Raw genomic sequence first — 25,258 nt, forward strand, 5'->3', positions numbered from 1 at the left:
AGGATTTCGAATTGTCTGATAAAGCCGACAGCTATGTTTGCGGCATCTCGGACACGCCGCTGCTCGGCGAAACCATCGGCCGCAGCCTTGACCGCGCCGTGCGGCGCTGGGGCCATCGCGAGGCGCTGGTCTCGCCTAGCCACGGCGTGCGATGGACCTGGACCGAATTCGCCGAACGGGTCGACGCGCTCGCCGCCGGCTTTCTCGCACTCGGCCTCGAGCGAGGGCAGCGGATCGGCATCTGGTCGCTGAACCGGCCGGAATGGACGCTGACCCAGTTCACCGGCCTGATCCTGGTGACGATCAATCCCGCCTACCGCTTGAGCGAGCTGGAGTTCGCGCTGCGCAAGGTCGGCTGCAAGGCGATCGTCACGGCGACCGTGTTCAAGACCAGTCATTACATTGAGATGCTCAACACGCTGCTGCCGGAACTGGCCGGCGCCAAGCCCGGACAACTCAACGCAGCGCGACTGCCGGACTTGCGGATGGTGATCCAGATCGGTGGCCCCGCGGCATCAGGTACGATCCCGTTCGAAGAGGTCGCGCGCATGGGCGGAGCGCAGCATCGCGAGCAGCTCACTGCACTCGGCGCTGCCTTGCAATTCGACGATCCCGTCAACATCCAGTTCACCAGCGGCACCACGGGATCGCCCAAGGGCGTGACGCTGACGCACCACAATATCCTCAACAATGGCTATTTCACCGGCCGTGCGATGCACCTGACCGAGCAGGATCGCATCTGCATTCCGGTGCCGCTCTATCACTGCTTCGGCATGGTGATGGGCAACCTCGCCTCCGTCACGCTCGGCACGACGATGGTATATCCCGGCGAGGGCTTCGATCCGCTCGCGACGCTGCGCGCGGTCGAGCAGGAAAAGTGCACGGCGCTGTACGGCGTGCCGACGATGTTCATCGCGGAGCTCGATCACCCCGAATTCCCAAAGTTCGACCTGACATCGCTGCGCACCGGCATCATGGCGGGCGCGCCCTGCCCGATCGAGGTGATGAAGCGCGTCAACACCGAGATGAACATGCGCGAGGTCACCATCGCCTACGGGATGACCGAGACCAGTCCGGTCAGCTTCCAGAGCGCGACGGACGACCCGCTCGAACGGCGCGTCTCGACCGTCGGACGGATTCATCCGCATGTCGAGGTCAAGGTCGTCGATCTCGAGGGCAGGATCGTCAAGCGCGGCGAACGCGGCGAGCTCTGCACCCGCGGCTACAGCATCATGCTGGGCTATTGGGAGGAGAAGGAAAAGACGGCGGACGTGCTTGATGCTAACGGCTGGATGCACACTGGCGATCTCGCCACCATCGACGACGAGGGCTATTGCAACATCGTCGGCCGCATCAAGGATCTGGTGATCCGCGGCGGCGAGAACCTCTATCCGCGCGAGATCGAGGAATTCCTGTATCGCCACCCCAAGATTCAGGACGTGCAGATTTTTGGCGTGGCCGACACCCGCTATGGCGAGGAGCTCTGCGCCTGGATCCGCGTCAGGCCGGGCGAGACGCTGACGGCCGAAGAGGTTCGCGCGTTCTGCGACGGCCAGATCGCGCACAACAAGATCCCGCGCTATGTGGAGTTCGTCGACGAGTTTCCGATGACCGTGACCGGCAAGATCCAGAAATTCGTGATGCGCGATGCGGTGGAGCAGCGGCTGGGATTGAAGGCGGCGAAGACGGCTTAGGGTACGGCGTCATTGCGAGCGCAGCGAAGCAATCCAGTCTGCCTCTGCGGAGATAGTCTGGATTGCTTCGTCGCTACGCTCCTCGCAATGACGGGGAGAAAGCGGAGTTAAACCGTCAGCCCGCGCTGCTGGGCGAGCTCCTTCAGCGACACCTGCGGCCGCGCGCCGATGTGCTGGATCACCTCGGCGGCCGCGAGCGCGCCGAGCTCGCCGCACTGCTTGTGCGCAAGGTTGCGCGCGAGACCGTACAGGAAGCCGGCGGCGAAGAGATCACCGGCGCCGGTGGTGTCCACCAGCTTCGCGATCGGTGAGGCCGGCGCTGCGACGGCCTCGGTCGGCGTCACCACCACGCAGCCCTTCTCGCTGCGGGTGACCACGCCGAGCTTGACGTCGTTGCGCAGCTGCTTCAGCGCGGTGTCGAAATCCGAGGTCGTGTAGAGCGAATGCAGCTCGGATTCGTTGGCGAACACGATGTCGACGGTGCCGTTGCGCATCAGCCCGAGGAATTCGTCACGATAGCGATCGACGCAGAACGAATCCGACAGCGTCAGCGCCACCTTGCGCTTGGCATCATGGGCGATCTGCGCCGCCTTGACGAAGGCGTCCTTGGCGTTCTTGGGATCCCAGAGATAGCCCTCGAGATAGACGATGCCGGCAGAAGCGATCTCGGCCGGATCGATGTCGGCAGGCGACAGGTCCTGCGCGGCGCCGAGATAGGTGTTCATGGTGCGCTCGCCGTCACCAGTGACCAGGATGTAGGAACAGCCGGTCGCAGGACCATCCTTCGCAGCGGGCGTGTTGAAGGCGACGCCGGCGGCGCGGATGTCGTGGACATAGAGCTTGCCGATCTGGTCGTCCTTGACCTTGCCGACATAGGCCGCGCGTGCGCCGAGGCTGCCGATGCCGACGATGGTATTGGCGGCAGAGCCGCCCGAGACTTCCGTCGCCGGGCCCATGTCCTTGTAGATGGCGGCGGCCCGCGCCTCGTCGATCAGGGACATGCTGCCCTTGGTCATGCCGTGCTTGCCCAAAAAGGCCTCGTCGGTCTTGACCAGCACGTCGAACAGCGCGTTGCCGATGCCGAGAACGTCATATTTCACGTCAGCCATTCACCTTGATCCTGTTTGGCGGATTGCGATACCCGCGGAAATCCGCTTCCTGTCGGTCTGAAATCTGGCTCGCGGCCTATCACGACCGGCCCTGCCCGGGCAAGCAACGGTATTATGTCGACGCAATGATCCGCTCCTTCCTGACAGTCTCGACGGGAACACTGGCCTCGCGGCTGCTGGGCTTTGCGCGCGATTCCATGATTGCCGCTCTGTTGGGCACGGGCGCCGTGGCCGATGCGTTTCTAGCAGCGTTCCAGCTCGTCAATGTGGTGCGGCGGCTGCTCAGCGAGGGGGCGCTGAACGCGGCCCTGATCCCGGCCTGGCTGCGCGTCCGTGACCGTGATGGCGAAGAGGCCGCTTCCGCCTTCGCGGGACGCGTGCTCGGCACGGTCAGCGCGGCGCTGATCGCGATCTCGATCGCGATTGCGCTGCTGATGCCACTGATCATCACGGTGATCGCGCCCGGATTTCTGGGTAGCGGCACGCTCGATCTCGCCGTCGCGAACGCGCGGCTGATGCTGCCCTATCTCGCCTTCGCCGGACCTGTCACCGTGCTGATGGGGCTGCTCAATGCGCAGGGGCGCTTTGCACTCACGGCATTCTCGCCGCTGCTGTTCAACATCGCGCTGATTGCGGCCATTGCGATGCTGCTCGTCTGGCATGCCGACGCCGGCTTCGCAGCATGGATGCTGGCGGCGACCGTCGGCGTGGCCGGACTGCTGCAATTGCTGATGCTGCTGTCGCAGCGAAGCGCGCGACTGGCGACGCCGCTGCGGATCAGCTTCGACCAGGAGATGCGCGGCTTTTTCGCCAAGGCAATCCCCGGCATGATCGCAAGCTCGGGCCCGCAATGGCTGATGGTCGCGGGCGCGATCATCGCCTCTGCAACGCCCTCCGCCGTGTCCTGGCTCTATTTCGCCAACCGCCTGATCGAGCTGCCGCTCGGTATCGTCGGCGTCGCGATGGGCACGGTGCTGGTGCCGGAGCTGACGCGCGCGGTGCGTAGCGGCGACCGTGACGCCGTGGCGCATGCGGAATCGCGCGCGCTGGAACTGGCGACCGGGCTGGCGCTGCCCGCGACGCTCGGCCTCGTCGTGCTGGCCGAACCGATCGTGCGACTGTTGTTCGAGCATGGCGCATTCAGCGCGGACGACAGTACGGCCACCGCGCATGCGCTGATGTGGCTGGCGCTGGGCCTGCCGGCGCATGTGCTGATCAAAGCGCTGTCGCCGGCCTACTATGCCCGCAGCGACACGATGACGCCGCTGCTGGCGACCGCCAAGGGCTTTGTGGTCGCGATCGCCCTCGCTGTCGTGCTCGGACACGTCCTTGGCGCGACCGGAATCGCCGCCAGCATCGCGGCCGGCGCCTGGAGCAGTGCGATCTCGCTGCTGCGGAAAGGCACCAGCGAGTTCGGCTTCTCGGTCGATGCGGCCGCCCGCAACCGGCTGCCGCGGATCGTGCTCGCCGCGGCTGCCATGGGCGCCCTGCTCTGGCTCACGACCGGCCTGTCGCCCGCCGAGGCGCATGGGCTGATCCGCTTCATCGTCCTGGGCGTGCAGATCGCAGCCGGAATCGCCGTCTATGGCGTGCTCCTGCAGGTCCTCGGCGCGGCCTCATGGCGCGAGACGGCTAACGTCCTGAAGCGCCCGGCCCGGACCGAGTCCGAGGCGTGACGCCATCGAATTACCCTTGACGGGGCAGCGCCGCTGTTGGAAACGACGGCCGAATACCTTCCAGGAAGACTTACCATGGCATTCGTTGAACGGGTCTTTTCGGGCGTCCAGCCGACGGGCAATCTGCATCTCGGCAATTATCTCGGCGCGATCGTCAACTTCGTGAAGATGCAGGAAACCCACAACTGCATCTATTGCGTCGTCGACATGCACGCGATCACGCAAGGTGTGGACGTCTGGGGCGGACCGGTCGAGCTCGCGCGCAACACCCGCGAGGTGACCGCGGCGTTCATCGCGAGCGGCATCGATCCGAAGAAGCACATCGTGTTCAACCAGAGCCAGGTCTCCGGCCACGCCGAGCTCGCCTGGATCTTCAACTGCGTCGCGCGCATGGGTTGGCTGGGCCGCATGACCCAGTTCAAGGAGAAGGCCGGCAAGGACCGCGAGAACGCGTCCGTGGGCCTCTTCGACTATCCCGTGCTGATGGCCGCCGACATTCTGCTGTACCGCGCCACCCACGTTCCGGTCGGCGAGGACCAGAAGCAGCATCTCGAGCTCTCGCGCGACATCGCGCAGAAGTTCAACAACGACTTTGGTGACTCGATCCGCAGCCTCGGCGCCAATGACGGCCTGTTCTTCCCGCTGCCGGAGCCGCTGATCACGGGCCCCGCGACGCGCGTGATGAGCCTGCGCGACGGCACCAAGAAGATGTCGAAGTCGGACGCCTCCGACAATTCGCGCATCAATTTGACCGACGACGCCGACACCATCGCGCAGAAGGTACGCAAGGCGAAGACCGATCCGGAGCCGCTGCCGTCAGAGGAAAAGGGCCTGGAAGCGCGCCCCGAGGCCGACAATCTCGTCGGCATCTTCGCCGCGCTCTCCGGCCGCTCCAAGGCCGACGTGCTCAGAGAATTCGGCGGCGGCCAGTTCTCCAGCTTCAAGAATGCGCTGGTGGATCTGTGCGTCACGAAACTCTCGCCGATCGCCGGCGAGATGAAGCGCCTCGTCGCCGACCCCGGCCATATCGACGCGATCCTGAACGATGGCGCCGACCGGGCCCGCGCCATCGCCGACGAGACCATGAAGCTCTCGAAGGACATCGTCGGCTTCATCCGCCGGCGCTGATTCCCCGCATTTGCGAGACCCGGCCGGCGCCCACTGCGCCGGCCGCTTCTCCTCTCCCCAAGCGTGAGGGAGTGTGGCAGCATGCCGTCCGTGCACATTCCGGGACATGCATGACCAGCAAGCGACTTTGCTTCGAGCCGGGTCACAAGCCCAAATGCCTCGTGATCGTCGATGACACCGCCGAATGGGATCGCGCGGTCTACTATGCCAGCCGCTGGGCGATCCGCGCCGGCGGCGGCGTGGTGATGCTGCGCATCATCGAGCCCGAGCAGCAGAGTCAGGAATGGCTCGGGGTGGCCGAGATCATGCGCGCCGAGGCGCAGGAGGCGGCTGAAGCCGCGCTCGACCGCGCCGCCGGCCGCGCCAACGGCATCGCCGCGATCACGCCGGAGCGGGTGATCCGCGAAGGCGATGCGATGGAACAACTGCTCGCTGTGATCGACGAGGACCCTGACATCGCCATGCTGGTGCTCGCCGCCAATCCCGGCGCGGAGGGTCCGGGACCGCTGGTCTCGCTGCTGGCGCATGAACTGGGCACGTTCCCGGTGCCGGTGACGATCATCTCGGGCGCGCTGAGCGATGGAAGCGTGGATTCGCTGTCGTAGGCGTCCCTATCTGGACTGCGGCCAACCAGATATCCGTCATGCCCGGGCTTGTCCCGCCTGCGCGGCCGAAGCCGCTTCGGCGCGGCGAAGGCCCGGGCATCCACGTTCTTGGCGCCACGAAGCAAGGCGTGGATGGCCGGGTCAAGCCCGGCCATGACGGCGCGGGAATATTAAAGTGTCCTAACCCGCTGATATCGCAACGAAACATCCTACCCACCCCTTGACCGTGCGTTCCCCGTCGCCATCTGCTACTGGATAGCTTGCGCGCCGGCCTTGAACCGGCGACGTCTGGAGAAAACCATGTTCATTCAAACCGAAGCCACCCCCAATCCCGCCACGCTGAAGTTCATTCCCGGTCGCGTCGTCGTCGACGGCGGCCCGATGGAATTTTCGAGCCGCGAATCGGCCACGCGCTCACCGCTGGCCGAAAAGCTGTTCGACGTGCCCGGCGTCACCGGCGTGTTCTATGGATCGGATTTCATCACCGTGACCAAGGCGAACGGTGAATGGCAGCAGCTCAAGCCCGCGATCCTCGGCGCCATCATGGAGCACTACATGTCCGGCGCGCCGTTGCTCGCCGATGGCGCGGCTCCAAGCGATGCCGAGCTCGACGACGAGGATGAGTTCTTCGACGAGTCCGATGCCGAGACGGTCGACATGATCAAGGATCTGATCGAGACCCGCGTGCGGCCCGCGGTCGCCAATGACGGCGGCGACATCACCTTCCGCGGCTTCAAGGACGGGATCGTCTATCTGAACATGAAGGGTTCCTGCGCCGGCTGCCCGTCGTCGACCGCGACGCTCCAGCACGGCATCCAGAATTTGCTTAAGCATTTCGTGCCCGACGTGGTCGAAGTCCGGCCGATGTAGGCGAAGTGCCGTAGGGTGGGCAAAGGCGCGCTTGCGCCGTGCCCACGATGCAATCATCGCGAAAAGAAGAGGTGGGCACGCTTCGCTTTGCCCACCCTACGAGATCTCTCCTACGCCGCCTGGCCGATACTCGCCGCCTCTTCCGCGGCCTTGCGCATGCTCGCCGACATTTCGCTGGTGACGGTGCTCTGCTCCTCGACGGCGGCGGCCGTTGACGACACATATTCGCTGACGCCCTCAATCGCGCCCCGGATCGCCCCCAGCGCGGCGACGACGTCGACCGAGATGCCGTTCAGATTGCCGATCTCCTGCTCGATCCGGTCGGCGGCCTGCTTGGCCTGATTGGCGAGGTTCTTCACTTCAGATGCCACCACGGCAAAGCCGCGACCGGCCTCGCCGGCGCGCGCGGATTCGATGGTGGCGTTCAGCGCCAGCAGATTGATCTGACCGGTGATGCTGCCGATCAGCTGCACGATCATGCTCATCGACTCCGCCGCCTGCGTCAGCCGCTGCGCCTGATGGTCCGCCGCCTCGACCCGATCGACCGCGGTCGATGCGGTCTCGCGCGAGCGCGTCATGGCTTCGGCGATCTCGCGCACCGAGGCGTTGAGCTCCTCGGCGCCGGCGGCAACCGATTCCATCATGTCGCGCACCTTCTCGCTGCGCTTGCGCGCGATCACCTGGGCGGTGGTGTCGGAGGCGTATTTCACGACCTTGAACGGATTGCCGTTGAGGTCGCGGATCGGGTTGTAGGAGGCCTGAATCCAGACCTGCCGGCCACCCTTGCCGATGCGTTGATATTCGCCGGACTGGAATTCACCGGCGTTCAGCCTGGCCCAGAAGGCCCGATAGGCTTCGCTGTCGCGCTCGTCAGTGCCCACGAACATGCTGTGATGCTTGCCGACGATGTCGGACAGCGTATAGCCGAGCGCGCCGAGGAAGTTTTCATTGGCCATCAAAACCTTGCCGTCCATGCTGAACTCGATCACGGCTTGCGACTTGCCGATCGCCTCGATCTGCCCGGCAAAATTCGCATTCGACAGCTTCTGCGCACTGACGTCGGTCGCGAACTTCACCACCTTGAACGGCTTGCCGGCCTCATCGAGGATCGGATTGTAGGAAGCGAGAATCCAGACCTCCTTGCCGCCCTTGCCGAAGCGCTTGTACTCGCCGGACTGGAATTCGCCGCGGCCGAGCTTGGCCCAGAATTCGCGATAGGCTGCGCTATCGCGCTCACCTGCCCCCACGAATATGCTGTGATGCTGCCCCTGGATCTCGTCGAGCCGATAGCCCACCGTGCTCAGGAAATTCTCGTTGGCGGTGATGATGGTGCCGTCGAGATTAAACTCGATCACCGCCTGGGCGCGGCCGATCGCGGAAATCTTGCCGGCATCTTCGAGGCTGCGGATCTTGCGCGCGGTGATGTCGGTCGCGAACTTGACGACCTTCACCGGTTTGCCGGCTTCGTCGATGATCGGATTATAAGACGCCTGGATCCAGATCTCGCGACCGCCCTTGCCGAGCCGCTTGTATTCGGCTGATGATATTCGCCGCGGCCGAGCTGCGCCCAGAACTCGCGATAGGCCGCGCTGCCCCGCTCCTCCGGCATCACGAACATGCTGTGGTGCTTGCCGGCGATCTCGTCGAGCCGGTAGCCCATCGCGTCCAGGAAATTCTGGTTGGCCGTGATAATGGTGCCGTCGAGATTGAATTCGATGACCGCCTGCGACTTGCCGAGTGCAATGACCTGAGCCAAAGCCTCCCTAGCCGAAGAACCGCTTCGCCAAAAAGACATAAATGAACCTTTCCAAATGACTGAACGGGCGCGGCTTGATCTGCCAAAAGCGCCGCGTCTGAGTCGTCGTTGACTCACTCTCCCGCCCGTTGACGGTGTCATTGGTTTGCTAATGATTACTTAAAATGCCAACATTTCAATCACTTAGCTATCTCTAAGGTTGCAAATTAATGCATCCGCATCGAAAATGGGGAGCGAAAATTTTGTCGCCTTCGCGTCCACGTAGAATTACGGGGCCGATCGTGCGCCTGTCGAGAAATCAAACTTGGACTGGTTCGACCGCGGCTCGACCGACTAAGCTGATTCGATGCTGATCCTTGCCCTCGATACCGCGCTGGAAGCGTGCGCGGCTGCCGTTCTCGACACCGACGCCGGCCAGCTGCTTGCGGAGGAATCGCTTCTGATGAAGCGCGGCCACGCCGAAGCGCTGATGCCGATGATCGCGCGCGTGATGCAATCGGCCGATCTTGCCTTCACCTCGCTCGACCGCATCGCCGTCACCGTCGGTCCCGGAAGCTTCACGGGCCTGAGGGTCGGCATTTCGGCGGCGCGCGGCCTTGCGCTTGCGGCGAAGCGGCCCGCGGTCGGGCTGACGACGCTTTCGGCCTATGCCGCCACCGTCGTCGGCCAGAGCGGAACGGCGCCGGTGATCTCGGCGATCGATGCGCGGCACGATCACGTCTACTTCCAGATCGTAGCCGGCGACGGTAGCCCGCTGGTGCGGCCGAGCGTCGTGCCAATTGACGCGGCGATCGCGGCCTCGCAATTCGGTGCGCCGCATCTGGTCGGCAATGCCGCAAAGATCCTCGCCGATCGCTGGCCGAAGGACGGTCCGCAACCCGTTGCGGTCGACGCCCAGCCCGCGCCCGACATCGGCTGGGTCGCCTGGCTCGGCGCCGCGGCCAATCCCGAAACCACGCCGGCGCGGCCGTTCTATCTGAAGGCACCCGACGCAAAGCCGGCCGCACAGCCACCGTTCGCAGCACAAGCCGCAACCTCATGATGAGATGGCTTTCGGAATGGTGGCGCGGCGGCACGGCCGCCGTCGAGCCGGCCTCCACGCGCGACGCCGCGCGGCTGGCGCAGCTGCACGGACAATCCTTTGCCCGCGGCTGGGGCGAAGGCGAGTTCGAAGGCATGATCGGCGAGCGCAACACGCTCGTGCACCGGTTGCGGCTCGGCCGCAAGACCATCGGATTCGCGGTGTCGCGGATCGGCGCGGACGAAGCGGAAATCCTCTCCATCGCGGTCGACCAGGCTCACCGCGGCCGCGGGCTGTCCGGCACGCTGCTGATGACGCATCTCGGCCACCTCGCAGGGCGCGGCGTGCGCACAATATTTCTCGAAGTCGAGGAAAATAACCAGCCGGCGCGGCGGCTCTACGATCGGGCCGGATTCATGGTGGTCGGGCGCCGCGAACGCTACTATAAGCAGCCCAACGGGGAACAATTGAACGCACTTCTGATGCGACGTGACTTGTCGTAACATTGATGGCAGAAAGCGCCCCCGTCAGGCAGACACACTATGACTGGACTTAAACCTTCCTCCGCCTCCAAGGCGACCGGCATCGAGGCTCGCTGCGCCGCCACCGGCATGCGCATGACCGAGCAGCGCCGTGTCATCGCCCGCGTGCTGGCGGAATCGGTCGACCACCCCGACGTCGAGGAACTGTACCGGCGCTGCGTCGCCGTCGACGACAAGATCTCGATCTCGACCGTGTATCGCACCGTCAAGCTGTTCGAGGATGCCGGCATCATCGAGCGCCATGATTTCCGCGAGGGCCGCGCGCGCTACGAGACGATGCGCGACAGCCATCACGACCACCTCATCAATCTGCGCGACGGCAAGGTGATCGAGTTCACCTCCGAGGAGATCGAGAAGCTGCAGGCGGAGATCGCCCGCAAGCTCGGCTACAAGCTGGTCGACCATCGGCTCGAGCTCTATTGCGTCCCGCTCGACGACGACAAGCCGACGTCTTAAGTGGCATGATCTTGTCGGAAAACCGCTTCACACTTTTCCGGATCATGCCCTCGTGCCTATAGATCTCATCATCTTCGATTGCGACGGCGTGCTCGTGGACAGCGAGGTGATCTCCTGTCGCGCCCATGCCGATGTACTCACGCGGCACGGCTATTCCATCACCTCGGAGCAGGTATTCGCGCGCTTCCTCGGTCGCTCGACGCGGCAGGCCAATCTGGAGATCGAGACCGAGCTCGGTCGCAAATTGCCCGAGGCCTATCACAGCGATCTGCAGGACGAGCTGTTCCGCTCGTTCGAAGCCGACCTCGAAGCGATCCGCGGCATCCACGATGTGCTCGATGTCGTCACGCAGGCCGTCTGCGTCGCCTCGAGCGGCTCGCATCAGCGCATGCAGGTGAGCCTGGGAAGCACGGGCCTCTATGAGCGCCTCGCGCCGAACATCTTCTCGGCCTCGCAGGTCAAGAACGGCAAGCCGGCACCGGACCTGTTCCTGTTCGCGGCCAAGGAAATGGGCGTGGCGCCCGAGCGCTGCGTCGTGATCGAGGACAGCCTGGCCGGCATCGCCGGGGCGCGAGCGGCCGGCATGACCGTGTTCGGCTTCCATGGGGGCAGCCATTGCGGGGACGGCCATGCCGAGACCCTGCGCAAGGCCGGGGCCGACCTGACCTTTGCCGACATGCATCAGTTGCCGGAGTTGGTCCAGCGAAACGTCGGTATGGCCGAGCTTCGGTCGTAAAGAGCGTGTCGGGACCATGGACGAGCAACACAACATCGCTCTGATCGGCGGCAGTAACGACGAAAGGGCAGTAATCACCGAGTACGAAATTGATCCTGTCGTCTGCAAGCTGACCTGCACCTATCGCGGAAAGATGATCGAAGCTGAAGCCCCCGATTTCTTCGAGGCCCTGTGCTTGATCCGCCGTCAGCTCGAGCGTGAAGGGCTTATCCCATTCTGCTACGGCGCCAGCCTCAATGTGTATCCGTCCGCAATGGCGAGGGACATGGGAGCCGGGCTGAAGGCATACCGGATGAAGAAAGGTGTCCATGCGCGCATGGCCGACCTCGTCGAAATCTTCGACACCGGGCCTGATGTGACCCCGGCCTCGGTCGACGCGCAGGAAGAGTTTTTTCGGGAATGGCTCGCCGCCCCTCGCGTGTAGTGCTGGATCCACGCCAGGCGGGCCCGATTCGAGGGGTTTTGGGACCTGTCTCCCCTTTGGGAGCGCCCGGAATCCCGTTGAGGGCTCCATTCGCTGGATTTTCGCCCCTCCAGCCTATATCTGAGGGGCGTCCTCCACCTCAATTCCGGGTTCCATGACGCCGCCGCGCAAGCTGCACATCAAATCATATGGCTGCCAGATGAACGTCTACGATGCCCAGCGCATGGTGGACACGCTGGCTCCGGAAGGATTCGTGGAGACGGCCAACGCGGAGGATGCCGACCTCGTCATCCTCAACACCTGCCATATCCGCGAGAAGGCCTCCGAAAAGGTCTATTCCGAGCTTGGCCGGCTGCGGGTTGCCAAGGACGAGGCCGCGCGCGGGGGCCGGGCGATGCAGATCGCGGTGGCGGGCTGCGTGGCGCAGGCCGAGGGTGCTGAGATCACGCGCCGCGCGCCGGTGGTGGACGTCGTGGTCGGCCCGCAGAGCTATCATCACCTTCCGGAGTTGTTGAAGCGAGCGCGCGACGAAGGCCGCGCGATCGAGACCGAATTTCCCGCGGCTGACAAGTTCGGCTTCCTGGCCCAGCCAAAACCCGATGCAATCCGCGCGCGCGGCATTTCCGCTTTCGTCACGGTGCAGGAGGGCTGCGACAAATTCTGCACCTTCTGCGTGGTGCCCTATACGCGCGGCGCCGAAGTCTCGCGTCCCGTGGCGAAGATCGTCGATGACGTGAAGCGGCTGACTGACAACGGCGTCCGGGAGCTCACGCTGATCGGGCAGAACGTCAACGCCTATCATGGCGAGGGACCGGACGGGACAAGCTGGCCGCTCGGCCGATTGCTCGAACATCTGGCGAAGATTCCCGGCATCGCGCGGCTGCGCTATTCGACCAGCCATCCCCGCGATGTCGATGACAGTTTGATTGCAGCCCATCGCGATCTCGGCGAGCTGATGCCGTTCGTGCACCTGCCGGTGCAGTCGGGTTCGGACCGGATTCTTGCCGCCATGAACCGGAAACATACCGCCGATGATTATCGGCGTGTCATCGACCGTTTCCGGTCCGCGCGCCAAGACATTGCTTTTTCATCAGATTTTATCGTGGGCTTCCCCGGTGAAAGCGAGCAAGATTTTCTCGCCACCCTCGCGCTTGTCACGCAAATCGGCTACGCTGCCGCATATTCGTTCAAATACTCCGCCCGGCCGGGAACGCCGGCCGCGGATATGCAGGAGACGGTGTCCCCCGCCGAGATGGACCAGCGATTGGAGCGGCTCCAGGAACTGATCGACAGCCAGCAATCGGCCTTCAACAAGGCCGCGATTGGCTCAACGGTCGATGTGCTGTTCGAGCGTCCGGCCCGCAAGGAGGGCCAGATCGTCGGCCGCACTGCCTTCCTCCAGCCTGCGCATGTGATGGCCTCGCCCGACATCATCGGACAAATCCTGCCGGTCCGGATCGACAGCCTCGAACGCTATAGTTTCCTCGGTGAGCTCGTGACGCCGCGTAACGCGCGCGAGCCCGCTTTATCGCAAGCCATTGGAGCCTGAACCCTTGCCAAAAAGCGCATCGGATTCGTCTTCGTTCGCTCCCAGCCGCAAATTTGACCGCGACATGCAAGTTCCGCCCGAGACCCAGGTCGTCATCGACTTCGACGACAACCGCGCCGCATCCGCGTTGGTCGGCCCCTACGGCCAGCATCTCGCCCAGATCGAGCGGCGGCTCGGCGTCGTGGTCGACTCCAAGGGCAACCACATCACCATCGGCGGCACGCGCGACGGCTGCGACGCCGCGCGCCGCGTGCTGGAGACACTCTACGCGCAGGCCGTGAAGGGGCAGGATCTCGACCAGGGCGAAGTCGAAGGCGCGATCCGCGCCGTGATCGCACAGGGCTCGCTGTTCGAATTCGACGCCAAATCGGCCAAATCCACCTTCGACAGCATCAATTTGCGCAAGCGCCCGGTGCGCGCACGCACTGCCGCGCAGGATTCCTACATCCGCGCGCTGAAGCGCCACGAGCTGGTGTTCGGCATCGGCCCCGCCGGCACCGGCAAGACCTGGCTCGCGGTCGCGCATGCCGCGCAGCTGTTCGAGCGCAAGGAAGTCGACAAGATCATCCTGTCGCGTCCGGCGGTCGAGGCCGGCGAGCGGCTCGGCTTTTTGCCCGGCGATCTCCGCGAGAAGGTCGATCCGTATCTCCGTCCGATCTACGACGCGCTTTACGATCTCATGGACGCGCGCATCGTCGAGCGGGCGCTCCAGACCGGCGAGATCGAGATCGCGCCGCTCGCCTTCATGCGCGGCCGCACGCTGACCAACGCCGCGATCATCCTGGACGAGGCGCAGAACACCACGTCTATGCAGATGAAGATGTTCTTGACCCGTCTCGGCGAGAACAGCCGCATGATCGTGACCGGCGATCCCTCGCAGATCGACCTGCCGAACGGCCAGACTTCGGGCCTTGCGGAAGCGACGCGCCTGCTGGGCGGCGTCGAAGGTATTGCACAAGTTCATTTCAAAGCCGAGGACGTGATCCGCCACGAGCTCGTGGCACGAATCGTCTCTGCCTATGAGGGGCAGCCGCAGCGGCCGGCCGCCGGTAAATCCTGACGAGACAACAACCGGACCATACGGGCGCGGACAGGGCGTCCTTTGGTTCCGAACAGACAAGATGTCACATCCAAACCTTCCCATGACCGAGGTCCTCGTCGTTGCCGATTGCTGGCAGCGCGAACCCGATTCCGAAGCGGTGATCCAGCGTGCGGTGGCGGCCGCCGCCGAGAGTGTCGACGAGGACGTTGCCGACGCCGAAGTGGCCGTGATGCTGACCGATGATGCCGGTATCCGTACGCTCAACAGCAACTGGCGCGGCATCGACAAGCCGACCAACGTGCTGTCGTTTCCCGCGCTCCAGCCGGAGGGCGAGTGGAAGGAAGGCGATGCGCCGCGCATGCTCGGCGACATCGCGATCGCCTACGAGACCATGCGGCGCGAGGCGGACGAGGAACAGAAGCCGTTCGATCATCATTTGAGCCATCTCGCCGTGCATGGTTTCCTGCACCTGGTCGGCTACGATCACGAGAACGATGGCGACGCGGAGGAGATGGAAGCGCTCGAACGAGAGATCCTGTCTCATCTCGGCATACCCGATCCCTATGCAGACCGCCCGGGGACGCATTGAGATGCCCGATTCCGACCCTATTCACGACAATCCGCGCAATACCGCCAATTTGCCGGTCGTGGTGACATCAGGCGAGGTGATGCGGCCGACCGCGGAAGGCTGGCTGCTGCGTGCCATTCGCACCCTGTTCGGCTGGAAGGCGGGATCGGTGCGCGACGATCTCCAGGTCGTGCTCGATGCCACGACGCCTGACGACACCGGCTTCTCGACCGTCGAGCGCACCATGTTGCGCAACATCCTCGGTCTGCACGAGCGCCGCATCGCCGACGTCATGGTGCATCGTGCCGACATCATCGCGGTGAAGCGCGACATCCCGCTCGGCGAATTGATGGACCGCTTCGAGAGCGCCGGCCATTCGCGTCTCGTCGTCTACAACGAGACGCTGGACGACCCCGTCGGCATCGTCCACATCCGCGATCTGCTCGCTTTCATGACCGCGCGCGCACGGGTGTCCGAGGCCACGAAAACCAAGCGCAAGAAACCGCTGCCGGCCGGCCTCGACCTGCGTACGGTCGACCTGGCGCTACCGCTGCAGGATGCGCGCATCATCCGCAAGCTGCTCTACGTGCCGCCGTCGATGCGGGCGATCGACCTGCTGGCGCAGATGCAGGCGACGCGCATTCATCTGGCGCTGGTGGTCGACGAATATGGCGGCAGCGACGGACTGGTTTCGCTCGAGGACATCGTCGAGCAGATCGTCGGCGAGATCGACGACGAGCATGACAGCGACGAGCCGCCCTCGATCGTGCGGCTGCCCGACAACGCCTTCATTGCAGACGCCCGCGCCAGCCTCGACGACGTCCGCACGGTGATCGGAGAGGATTTCGTCACCGGCGAGGCGGGTGAGGAAGTCGAGACGCTCGGCGGCTATCTCGTCAGCTTCGTCGGGCGCCTGCCGGTGCGCGGCGAGGTGATCTCCGGCCCCGGCCATTACGAGATCGAGGTGCTCGATGCCGATCCGCGCCGCGTCAAGCGGCTGCGCATCTCGACACGGAAGGAGCGCCCTGCGCCGCGTACCCAGCGCGAGAGCCGCCGCCGCGAAGCCACGCCGGAGAGCGGTCAACCGCCTTCCAGCGACACGCCCGTCCCGCCGCCAAGCGACGGGACCGGTTCGCAGTGAGCCCGTTCCAGCGGTTTCGGCAGATTGCGCTTGCCATCATCCTCACCTGGGGATGGAAGCGTGCGCTCATCGCGATGGGATGCGGTGCGCTGTCGGTGCTGGCGCTGGCGCCATTCAATGTCTTTCCGGTGCTGTTCATCACCTTCCCGGTGCTGGTCTGGCTGATCGACGGCGCGGGCGCCGGACGATATCGCGGCGTCCCTGCCGCGGCACTGACGGGCTATTGGTTCGGGCTCGGCTATTTCGTCCCCGGCCTCTACTGGATCGGCTACGCCTTCTTCGTCGACGCCGACGTGTTCGCGTGGCTGACGCCGTTCGCCGTGCTTGGCCTGCCGGCCTATCTCTCCATCTTCACCGCGATCGGATTCGCGCTGGCCCGCCTGCTCTGGACCAAGGATGCCACGCGCATCCTCGCGCTCGCCGCAAGTCTCACCATCGCCGAATGGCTGCGTGGTCACGCATTGACCGGTTTCCCCTGGAACGCGTTCGGCTATGCCCTGTCAGAGCCGCTGCCGCTGGCGCAGACAGCGTCGCTGATCGGCCTGTGGGGCATGACGTTCCTTAGCGTTGCGATCTTCGCAAGCCCGGCGGCGCTGATCGACCGTACGCCCGATCGCCGCCCGGCATGGCGCGCGCCGGCTGCTGCGATTGCCCTTCTGATTGTCATGAGCATCTTCGGCGCGATCCGCCTGTCGCTGCATCCGACCACGATGGTCGCGGGCGCGAAGCTGCGCCTGATGCAGCCGGACCTCCAGCAGGACGCGAAATTCAACTACGCCGCCAAGGCGGAGGTGATGAAGAAATACCTGGCGCTGTCGGACCGCGCCTCGGGGCCGCAATCGACCGGCGTGCGCGATGCCACCATCCTGATCTGGCCGGAATCCGCCTTTCCGTTCTTCCTGACCCGCGAAGCCGACGCGATGGCGCAGATCGCCGAGCTGCTGCCGAAGGGTACGGTGCTGATCACGGGCTCGGTTCGCGCCCCCGACCTGCCGCGGGGCACGCCGATCACGCGCGCCTACAACTCGATCTACGTGATCGATCACGACGGCAGCGTGCTTTCGGTCTATGACAAGCTGCACCTCGTGCCGTTCGGCGAATTCCTGCCCTACCAGGACTTGATGGAGAAGCTCGGCTTTGAGCAACTCACGCGCGTGCGCGGCGGATTCATTCCGGGCAGCGTGCGACATGCGCTATCGGTGCCCGGCGCGCCGCCCGCGCTGCCGCTGATCTGTTACGAAGCAATTTTTCCAGGCGAGGTCGCCGGCCGCAATGAGCGTCCGGGCTGGATCGTGAACCTCACCAATGACGGCTGGTTCGGCATATCGACCGGTCCCTATCAGCATCTCGAGCAGGCCCGGATGCGTGCGATCGAGCTCGGATTGCCGCTGGTCCGGTCCGCCAATACCGGCGTGTCAGCGGTGATCGATCCGGTGGGACGAACCGTTGCCAGCCTCGGCCTCGGCGTCGAAGGCATTTTGGATGCAAACCTGCCCGCCGCAATTCCGCCGACCGTCTATGCGCGGGTGGGCGACGTGCCCGCAGCCATGCTCGTTGCGCTGGCCGTGTTTCTGGCGGTCCGCCGACGTGTTGCCAAACGGCACCCCTGATCACGCCTCGCGGCCGCCGCGACCGGAATCCTTTGACAACCGTAGTCCCACGGTTGACAGACTGCACGCGCCCTCCTCATTCTGCACCGGCTGCAAAAGACAGTGGGCGTTGCTAAATTTCTCCGCAATGTTTCCCAATAACAGGGTTTGATTTTGACGCTGCTGGCACCGGAGGCATTCTTGTGATTGCGCCGAAGGTGATGTTTGGAGGCTGAGGAAATGTCGAAAGCGCCCAACCCTGTTGACAAATATGTCGGCAGCCGCGTGCGTATGCGCCGCATCATGTTGGGCATGAGCCAGGAAAAGCTCGGTGAAGCTTTGGGCCTGACTTTCCAGCAGATCCAGAAGTACGAGAAGGGCACGAATCGCGTCGGCGCAAGCCGCATCCAGCAGATCGCCGAGATTCTGCAGGTGCCGGTGTCGTTCCTGTTCGAGGGCGGACCGAGCGGCGTAGCTGGCCCGGACGGCTTCGCCGAAGGCGCCTCGCCGTCGTATGTGTCGGACTTCCTCGCGACCTCCGAAGGTCTCGCTCTGACCAAGGCGTTCACCCGAATCACTGATTCGAAGATGCGCCGCTCGATCGTCGATCTCGTCGAGCAGATCGCCGCCCGCGAAGGTCCCGACAAACGCTGACGCGACGGCTCAATCCGATTTGAGACTGCGTCAAATCTGGCCTATGTCGTCATTTGCGGGCGCGTTTTTGGTGCGCGCCCTCTTCGATGATGCGGTTCAAAGGCACAGATGCGTTCATGACCAAGTCCAATTGGTTCGATTCACAAACTATTCTCGATGGCATCCGCCGCTGGGTGGAGATCGAGACGCCGACGGACACACCTGAACAGGTCAACAAGCTGATCTCCGTGGTCGCGGAGCAATACCGCGATCTGCCGGTTACGCTCGAGCGCGTCGCCGGCGTCGATGGCTGCGGCGATCATCTCGCTGCACGCTCGACCTGGGGCCAGGACCGGCCGGGCATTTTGGTGCTGAGCCACCTCGATACCGTTCATCCCATGGGATTCATCGAGCGCCTGCCGTTCAAGGTCGAGGGCGACAGCGCGTTCGGTCCCGGCATCTACGACATGAAGGGCGGCGCCTATATCGCCCATCACGCCTTTCGCGCGCTCTGCGCCGCCGGCGATCGCTCGCCGCTCGGCATCACCCATTTGTTCACCTCCGACGAGGAGATCGGCAGCCCGACCTCGCGCGCGCTGATCGAGGCGGAAGGGCGCAAGGCCAAATACGTGCTGGTGACGGAGCCCGCGCGCGACGGCGGCAAGATCGTCACCGGGCGCAAGGGCGTCGGACGATTCGAAGTATTCATCAAGGGTGTGCCCGCACATGCCGGCACGCGGCCCCAGGATGGCCGCAGCGCGATCCGCGAGCTTGCCAACGTCATCCTGGCGCTGGAAGCGATGAACGATCTGGCACGCGGCGTCACGGTGAATGTCGGCGTGGCACGCGGCGGCACGCGTCCCAACGTCACGCCGGAGGAGGCCTATGCCGAAGTCGACCTGCGCGTGCCGAGCTTTGCCGACGCGGAGGAGTTCGTCGGCAAGATCCTCGGGCTGACGTCGAAGACGGATGGCGTCACGGTCAAGGTCACGGGCGGACTCAACCGTCCGCCCTACGAGAAGAGCAATGCAGGCGCCTCGCTGTACGAGCATGCGAAGTCGCTTGCCACCGAGATCGGCTTCGAGCTGATCGACACCCACACCGGCGGCGGCTCGGATGGCAATTTCACCGCCGCCCACACCGCAACGCTCGATGGACTCGGCGTCGACGGCAAGGGCGCACACACCCATTATGAGCAGATCTACCTCTCGTCGCTCGAACCCCGTGCGCGGCTGCTCCATCGCCTGTACCAGACGCTGCGATGAGCGAACGAAAATCAGATCCCGATCGCGATGACAGCGAGCGCGCCTTCTTCGGTCGCCGCAAGGGCCACAAGCTCAGGCAGCACCAGGCCGAGCTGATCGATCATCTGCTGCCGCATCTTTCACTCGACATCGAGGGCGAGAAGCCGGCGAATGCCAACGAGATCTTCGATCCCGCGGTCGACGATGTGCGGCTCGAGATCGGCTTCGGCGGCGGCGAGCATCTTGCGGCCGAGGCCCAGAACTTCGCCACGACCGGCTTCATTGGCTGCGAGCCCTATGTCAACGGCATGGCAAAGATCCTCGCGCAGATCGAGGCCGCCAACATCGGCAACATCCGCCTGTTCGCGGGCGATGCGGCCGAGCTGCTGGCCTGGCTGCCGCAGGCATCGCTGTCGCGGATCGACCTGATCCATCCCGATCCCTGGCCGAAGCGGCGGCACTGGAAGCGGCGCTTCGTCCAGGACCGCACCATCGCCGCGATGGCACGTGTGCTGAAGGCGGGTGGCGAATTCCGTTTCGTGTGCGACATCGACGATTACTGCGCGTGGACGCTGATGCATCTGTCGCGGTCGACGGATTTCGTCTGGCTTGCGGAGCGTGCCGACGATTTCCGTCAACCATGGGACGGCTACACCATGACGCGCTACGGCCGGAAGGCCACGCGCGAAGGGCGCAAGACGACGTATCTGCGGTTCAGGCGCGCATAGATTCTTCGCGCGGTCCATCGATAATCGTCATGCCCAGGCTTGTCCCGGGCATCCACGTACTTTCCTTCTGTAGGCAGCAAGAACGTGGATGGCCGGGACAAGCCCGGCCATGACGACGAAGATCCGTACTTTGATTAAATCGTCTGACGGTTGCGCCAGAATTTCACGACGCGCTCGGCCGTTGACGGCATCAGGCGCGTGAAGTTCACACGCGCCTGCTCGAGATCGGCATCGGCCGGCGTGCGATGCGGGCCGTACCACATCAGGATCAGCGCGCGCACCGTGGGCCAGCCGAGATTGAGCACGCGCCCCAGAATGAGAATCGGATCGTAGCGGTCGCCCGCGACCAGGCGATCGAGGATCGAGAGGCGGACACCGGACATCGCCGCGAGCGAGGCGATCGATTCCTCGTATTTGAGCGCCTTGGCGAAGCCGAGCAGCGCGCTCTCGCCGAGATGACCCTCGCGATGCAAGGTCAGCACCGTGCGCTGTGCATCCGAGAAATCGCGCCGCGGCCCCGGCGGCAGCGCGGCCTCCTCGATCGCCGCCATGGCGCGCTTGATCTCGACCTGGCGCACAGGATTGACCACGCTCGAGAGGCGGCGGCGGATGACGTCGAGCGTGCCGTCGAGCAGCTGTTTCAGGTGCTCGCCCGAGAGATCGTTGCGCTGGCCGATCTTGAGCGTCAGCACGCCGTCCTGCGACGCACGCTTGATCAGCTCGGAATAGCTGCCTTGCGAGAACGCCGCGCCGGCATTGCCCGCGGCGCGACGCACCACGTCGCGATCGCCGCGCTCGACCAGCACGTCGGTGATGGCAGCCGACAGCGCGGGGCGCTCGGTCATCGCCAGCAGATGGCCCTGGCCCTTCAGCCGCGCGATCTCGATGAGAGCGGCGTCGTCGAGCACCGGCGAGCGGCGTAGCACGGGACCCGCCACCATGATCTCGTTTTCGCGCGCGAGCTGGCTCACCAGATGCGGCGGCGCATTGTTCAGGCGCGAGAAGCGCTCGGCGAGGTCGACGCGCGAGGCAAGCTCGGCATGCGGAACGAGATCGATCAGCAGATTGTCGAAGAGATCGACGAGATCGGGACGGAGCTTCTCGGCGTCCTGGAAGAACAATTGGGCGATGGCGCGCGCGATCTCACCGCGACGCCGGGGGTCGCCGCGTTTGACGATCTCGTCCAGTCCGGGAATGAGCGACGTGGCAGCGGTCATGAAAACGCAACTCGTACAGGGCACGCCGCGGGTGCGCCCTTGGTCCAAGCCGCCCCACAATCAGGGAATTTAGGCCTCCTAGATGAAGGAAGCGTTGCGCGGGGGGGCCACAGGCCGGGCGCAAAAAGCCTCGTCTTTCCCGCGATGGGCCTTGTCCGGGAGGACGGAAAGGGCTATATCAGCGCCAATTCATCTTCTCATACGATCCGCGTAGTGAGAGTGGGCCCGAAAGGACCCGCTCTTTTTTATTACCTGAGCGCGGCTTGGTGGAAGATATGCGGCCCGGCGAGCTGCCGGGATAAAGAGTTCCGAAACAGGCTCTGCAAATCCTAACCTGTTCAAGTCTTAACCAAGCCTTAACCATCGAGCGCCTTGACCCCTGATATGACCGAACCGAACACTGGTTCCACGGATGCCGAGTTGCTGGCCGAGCCGAGGCTCGTGGTCGAGCCGGGCGTGGCGGCACGTGTGTCCGCGGTCGCAGGTCCGGTGCTCGAGGGCATGGGCTACCGCCTGGTGCGGATCCGCATCTCCGGCGAGGCCGGCTGCACCGTGCAGATCATGGCCGAGCGGCCGGACGGCTCGATGCAGCTCGAGGATTGCGAAGCGATCTCGCGGGCGCTGTCGCCCGTGCTCGACGTCGCCGACCCCATCGACCGCGCTTATCGGCTGGAAATCTCCTCGCCGGGGATCGACCGTCCGCTGGTGCGCCGCTCGGATTTCGAGCGCTATTCCGGCTATCTGGTGAAGATCGACATGGCGGTCGCCCATGAGGGGCGGAAGCGGTTCCGTGGCATGCTTGGTGCCGTCGAAGGCGACCGCGTGCACCTGCATCGCGACGACGCCAAGGCGAACGATAATCCCGACGTTCTCCTGACGATGGAAGACATCGGTGAGGCACGCTTGGTGCTGACCGACGAGCTGATCGCGGAATCCATGCGCCGCGGCAAGGCCGAGGAGCGCCAGATGCGCCGCGATCTCGGCATCGAGCCGCCGGCTGCACCGCACGCGGAAATCAGTGCGAAGATCACCAAGAACACCAAGCCGCAAAAAAAGAAGCCGGCACCGACCAATACGAAGAAGCACCGCCTGGCCGCCGAACGCGCGCGGCGGGGCGAGATCGAGCCTGACGAAGGAGACTAGCCATGGCAGTCAGCGCCAATCGACTTGAATTGCTCCAGATCGCCGATGCCGTCGCGCGCGAGAAATCGATCGACCGCGGCATCGTCATCGCGGCGATGGAAGACGCCATCGCCAAGGCGGCGCGGGCACGTTACGGCAGCGAGACTGACGTTCATGCCGAGATCGACCCGAAGAAGGGCGAGCTGCGGCTGTCGCGCCACATGCTGGTGGTCGAGAAGGTCGAAAATCATTCCAACCAGATCTCGCTGGTGGATGCGCAGCGCGCCAATCCCGGCGCCCAGGTCGGTGACACCATCGCCGATACGCTGCCGCCGCTGGAATATGGCCGCATCGCCGCGCAATCGGCCAAGCAGGTGATCGTGCAGAAGGTGCGCGAGGCCGAGCGCGACCGCCAATATCAGGAATTCAAGGACCGCATCGGCGACATCGTCAACGGCGTCGTCAAGCGCGTCGAATATGGCAGCGTGATCGTCGACCTCGGCCGCGGTGAAGCCATCATCCGCCGCGACGAGATGCTGCCGCGCGAAGTGTTCCGCAACGGCGACCGCGTCCGCGCCTACATCTTCGACGTCCGCCGCGAGACCCGCGGCCCGCAGATCTTCCTCTCCCGCACCCATCCGCAGTTCATGGCGAAGCTGTTCGCGCAGGAAGTGCCTGAAATCTATGACGGCATCGTCGAGATCAAGGCGGTGGCCCGCGATCCCGGCTCGCGCGCGAAAATCGGCGTGATTTCCCGCGATTCCTCGGTCGATCCCGTCGGCGCCTGCGTCGGCATGCGCGGCTCGCGCGTGCAGGCGGTGGTGAACGAGCTGCAGGGCGAGAAGATCGACATCATCCCGTGGTCGCCCGACATCGCGACCTTCGTGGTCAACGCGCTGGCGCCGGCGGAAGTCTCCAAGGTCGTCATCGACGAAGACCGCGAGCGCATCGAGGTCGTCGTGCCCGACACCAACAACCAGCTCTCGCTGGCGATCGGCCGCCGCGGCCAGAACGTGCGTCTGGCCTCGCAGCTCACCGGCTGGGACATTGACATCCTGACCGAGCAGGAGGAATCGGAGCGCCGCCAGGCCGACTTCGAGAACTCCACCCGCGTCTTCATGGAATCGCTCAATGTCGACGAAGTGGTCGGCCAATTGCTGGCGTCCGAAGGCTTCACCTCGGTCGAGGAACTCGCGATGGTGGACCTCAAGGAACTCGCCGGCATCGAAGGCTTCGACGAGGAGACCGCTCAGGAGCTCCAGAACCGTGCCCGCGAATATCTCGAGCAGCAGGAGGCCGAGATCGAGGCCAAGCGCAAGGAGCTCGGTGTCGAGGACGCCGTCAAGGACGTGCCGGGCGTCACCTCCAAGATGCTGGTAAAGTTCGGCGAGAACGACATCAAGACCGTCGAAGACCTCGCCGGCTGCGCCACCGACGATCTGGTCGGCTGGACCGAGCGCAAGGAAGGCGGCGAGCAGACCAAATATCCGGGTGCGCTCGACGGTATCGAGATCTCCCGTGACGATGCTGAAGCCATGATCATGCAGGCCCGCGTCAAGGCCGGCTGGATCACCGAAGCCGATCTCGCGAAGCCCGCCGAAGAGGCCGAGGCGACCGAAGATCAGCCGGCTTAAGGACGAAGGAGAATGTCGCCCGGATGCTCGCAGATACTGACCACGATCTCGACCATGGACCGCGGACCGAAAGGTCCGCGACCATGCGGATGTGCGCGGTCAGTCGCGAGGTCCGGCCGATCGACGAGCTGATCCGCTTCGTCATTTCGCCGCAAGGCGACATAGTTCCCGATCTCAAGCGCAAGCTGCCCGGACGCGGCATGTGGGTCACCGCCTCGCGCGAGGTGGTTGCGGAAGCCGTGCGGCGTCACCAATTTAGCAAAGCCTTCAAGCGCGAGCTGCGCACTCCCCAGACGCTTCCCGCCGACATCGAGGCGCTCCTGGTTCGGAGTGTGACGGAAGCCCTTGGGATTGCCGCCAAGGCGGGCCAGATTGTGGCCGGCTTCGGCAAGGTCGAAAGCGCCCTGCGGGAAGGCACGGTCGAGGTCCTGATCCATGCCAGCGATGGGGCCGCGGACGGAATCCGCAAATTGGACATGCTGGCACGTCAAAATGACGGGAATCGCGGCGCCAAGCCGCAGATTCCCGTCGTCACTGCGTTGAAATCGATAGAATTGGATTTGGCACTTACCCGGTCAAATGTGATACATGCTGCCCTGCTCGCGGGCCCGGCGAGCAAGTCATTCCTGTCACGTAGCCAGATGCTGGTCCGATACCGGATGGCGGACGATGACAAGACTGCCGAAAAGCCCGGCCAGGATTTCTGAGAGACAACGACGACCCGATAGGACGGTGCGGCAACGCACAACGTTAACAAAGATCAGGATTAGGACT

General features: G+C 64.4%; 23 protein-coding genes and 1 pseudogene. 21 read left to right on the plus strand and 3 right to left on the minus strand.

Annotation, left to right across the window (positions count from 1 at the left end; all coding sequences use genetic code 11):
- Positions 1-11 precede the first annotated feature (11 nt).
- Entirely contained in the window at positions 12-1,694 is a 1,683-nt protein-coding gene (locus tag ABIB99_RS19985; RefSeq protein WP_354177241.1) for an AMP-binding protein, read from the plus strand.
- Between the two features lie 107 nt (positions 1,695-1,801).
- Here the strand turns inward: ABIB99_RS19985 and ABIB99_RS19990 are convergent, their stop codons facing one another.
- Complete coding sequence (locus ABIB99_RS19990; RefSeq protein WP_354177243.1) at positions 1,802-2,803, minus strand: adenosine kinase; 1,002 nt, start codon at positions 2,801-2,803, stop codon at positions 1,802-1,804.
- A 125-nt stretch (positions 2,804-2,928) separates the two neighbouring features.
- Between ABIB99_RS19990 and murJ the strand changes: the two genes are divergently transcribed.
- The 4 genes from murJ (at position 2,929) to ABIB99_RS20010 (ending at position 7,082) form a co-directional block, all read left to right on the plus strand.
- On the plus strand, positions 2,929-4,479 hold the full coding sequence (murJ, locus tag ABIB99_RS19995) for a murein biosynthesis integral membrane protein MurJ (protein WP_354177244.1): 1,551 nt from the start codon (positions 2,929-2,931) through the stop codon (positions 4,477-4,479).
- A gap of 75 nt (positions 4,480-4,554) precedes the next feature.
- Positions 4,555-5,607 carry a tryptophan--tRNA ligase gene (gene trpS / locus ABIB99_RS20000; RefSeq protein WP_085405057.1) on the plus strand — a complete coding sequence of 351 codons (1,053 nt, stop codon included), beginning with the start codon at positions 4,555-4,557 and terminating at the stop codon, positions 5,605-5,607.
- Between the two features lie 110 nt (positions 5,608-5,717).
- Positions 5,718-6,212 carry a universal stress protein gene (locus ABIB99_RS20005; protein WP_063980124.1) on the plus strand — a complete coding sequence of 165 codons (495 nt, stop codon included), beginning with the start codon at positions 5,718-5,720 and terminating at the stop codon, positions 6,210-6,212.
- A 300-nt stretch (positions 6,213-6,512) separates the two neighbouring features.
- Complete coding sequence (locus ABIB99_RS20010; protein WP_028150592.1) at positions 6,513-7,082, plus strand: NifU family protein; 570 nt, start codon at positions 6,513-6,515, stop codon at positions 7,080-7,082.
- A gap of 110 nt (positions 7,083-7,192) precedes the next feature.
- On the opposite strand, the pseudogene ABIB99_RS20015 reads toward ABIB99_RS20010, so the two are convergent.
- A pseudogene (locus ABIB99_RS20015) lies at positions 7,193-8,877 on the minus strand (methyl-accepting chemotaxis protein).
- Between the two features lie 307 nt (positions 8,878-9,184).
- Here ABIB99_RS20015 and tsaB point away from each other — a divergent pair.
- From tsaB to trmB, 13 genes are all read left to right on the plus strand, one after another.
- Positions 9,185-9,880 carry a tRNA (adenosine(37)-N6)-threonylcarbamoyltransferase complex dimerization subunit type 1 TsaB gene (tsaB, locus tag ABIB99_RS20020; protein WP_354177246.1) on the plus strand — a complete coding sequence of 232 codons (696 nt, stop codon included), beginning with the start codon at positions 9,185-9,187 and terminating at the stop codon, positions 9,878-9,880.
- Positions 9,877-10,362, plus strand: a complete 486-nt coding sequence (rimI, locus tag ABIB99_RS20025; RefSeq protein ID WP_063980127.1) for a ribosomal protein S18-alanine N-acetyltransferase — start codon at positions 9,877-9,879, stop codon at positions 10,360-10,362. The genes tsaB and rimI overlap by 4 nt, the downstream gene beginning before the upstream one ends.
- Before the next feature lie 39 nt (positions 10,363-10,401).
- Positions 10,402-10,857 carry a Fur family transcriptional regulator gene (locus ABIB99_RS20030; protein ID WP_028150589.1) on the plus strand — a complete coding sequence of 152 codons (456 nt, stop codon included), beginning with the start codon at positions 10,402-10,404 and terminating at the stop codon, positions 10,855-10,857.
- Positions 10,858-10,909: 52 nt separating this feature from the next.
- Entirely contained in the window at positions 10,910-11,593 is a 684-nt protein-coding gene (locus tag ABIB99_RS20035; protein ID WP_063980128.1) for an HAD family hydrolase, read from the plus strand.
- Positions 11,594-11,609: 16 nt separating this feature from the next.
- The gene (locus tag ABIB99_RS20040) at positions 11,610-12,017 is read left to right on the plus strand and encodes a hypothetical protein (RefSeq protein ID WP_354113254.1); all 408 of its coding nucleotides are present in this window, start codon (positions 11,610-11,612) and stop codon (positions 12,015-12,017) included.
- Positions 12,018-12,171: 154 nt separating this feature from the next.
- A complete protein-coding gene (gene miaB / locus ABIB99_RS20045) occupies positions 12,172-13,566 on the plus strand; it encodes a tRNA (N6-isopentenyl adenosine(37)-C2)-methylthiotransferase MiaB (protein WP_063980130.1) in 1,395 nt (464 codons plus the stop codon).
- 64 nt (positions 13,567-13,630) lie between these two features.
- Positions 13,631-14,626, plus strand: a complete 996-nt coding sequence (locus tag ABIB99_RS20050; protein ID WP_063980131.1) for a PhoH family protein — start codon at positions 13,631-13,633, stop codon at positions 14,624-14,626.
- 82 nt (positions 14,627-14,708) lie between these two features.
- Positions 14,709-15,197, plus strand: a complete 489-nt coding sequence (gene ybeY, locus ABIB99_RS20055) for an rRNA maturation RNase YbeY (protein WP_223153827.1) — start codon at positions 14,709-14,711, stop codon at positions 15,195-15,197.
- A 1-nt stretch (position 15,198) separates the two neighbouring features.
- Positions 15,199-16,317: a hemolysin family protein gene (locus ABIB99_RS20060; RefSeq protein WP_063980132.1), complete on the plus strand. Its 1,119-nt coding sequence runs from the start codon at positions 15,199-15,201 to the stop codon at positions 16,315-16,317.
- Complete coding sequence (lnt, locus tag ABIB99_RS20065; RefSeq protein ID WP_063980133.1) at positions 16,314-17,927, plus strand: apolipoprotein N-acyltransferase; 1,614 nt, start codon at positions 16,314-16,316, stop codon at positions 17,925-17,927. Before ABIB99_RS20060 ends, lnt begins: the two co-directional genes overlap by 4 nt.
- 219 nt (positions 17,928-18,146) lie before the next feature.
- On the plus strand, positions 18,147-18,560 hold the full coding sequence (locus tag ABIB99_RS20070) for a helix-turn-helix domain-containing protein (protein WP_008131807.1): 414 nt from the start codon (positions 18,147-18,149) through the stop codon (positions 18,558-18,560).
- An 86-nt stretch (positions 18,561-18,646) separates the two neighbouring features.
- Positions 18,647-19,804, plus strand: a complete 1,158-nt coding sequence (locus tag ABIB99_RS20075; protein WP_063980134.1) for a M20 family metallopeptidase — start codon at positions 18,647-18,649, stop codon at positions 19,802-19,804.
- Positions 19,801-20,511 (plus strand): tRNA (guanosine(46)-N7)-methyltransferase TrmB, encoded by a 711-nt coding sequence (gene trmB, locus ABIB99_RS20080; RefSeq protein WP_354113252.1) that lies wholly within the window; start codon positions 19,801-19,803, stop codon positions 20,509-20,511. Before ABIB99_RS20075 ends, trmB begins: the two co-directional genes overlap by 4 nt.
- A 134-nt stretch (positions 20,512-20,645) precedes the next feature.
- Here trmB and ABIB99_RS20085 read toward each other — a convergent pair whose 3' ends face one another.
- Positions 20,646-21,728, minus strand: a complete 1,083-nt coding sequence (locus ABIB99_RS20085; protein WP_354113251.1) for a DUF2336 domain-containing protein — start codon at positions 21,726-21,728, stop codon at positions 20,646-20,648.
- 384 nt (positions 21,729-22,112) lie between these two features.
- Between ABIB99_RS20085 and rimP the strand changes: the two genes are divergently transcribed.
- From rimP to ABIB99_RS20100, 3 genes are read left to right on the plus strand one after another with little or no spacing between them, the layout of a single operon-like run.
- Positions 22,113-22,871, plus strand: coding sequence for a ribosome maturation factor RimP (rimP, locus tag ABIB99_RS20090; RefSeq protein WP_354177250.1), 759 nt, complete (start codon positions 22,113-22,115; stop codon positions 22,869-22,871).
- Between the two features lie 2 nt (positions 22,872-22,873).
- Positions 22,874-24,484, plus strand: coding sequence for a transcription termination factor NusA (nusA, locus tag ABIB99_RS20095; RefSeq protein WP_085405048.1), 1,611 nt, complete (start codon positions 22,874-22,876; stop codon positions 24,482-24,484).
- Positions 24,485-24,507: 23 nt separating this feature from the next.
- The gene (locus tag ABIB99_RS20100; RefSeq protein WP_354177252.1) at positions 24,508-25,191 is read left to right on the plus strand and encodes an RNA-binding protein; all 684 of its coding nucleotides are present in this window, start codon (positions 24,508-24,510) and stop codon (positions 25,189-25,191) included.
- Positions 25,192-25,258: the final 67 nt, after the last annotated feature.

Source organism: Bradyrhizobium sp. LA6.1 (genome assembly GCF_040547805.1).
Classification (GTDB): Bacteria; Pseudomonadota; Alphaproteobacteria; order Rhizobiales; family Xanthobacteraceae; genus Bradyrhizobium; species Bradyrhizobium barranii.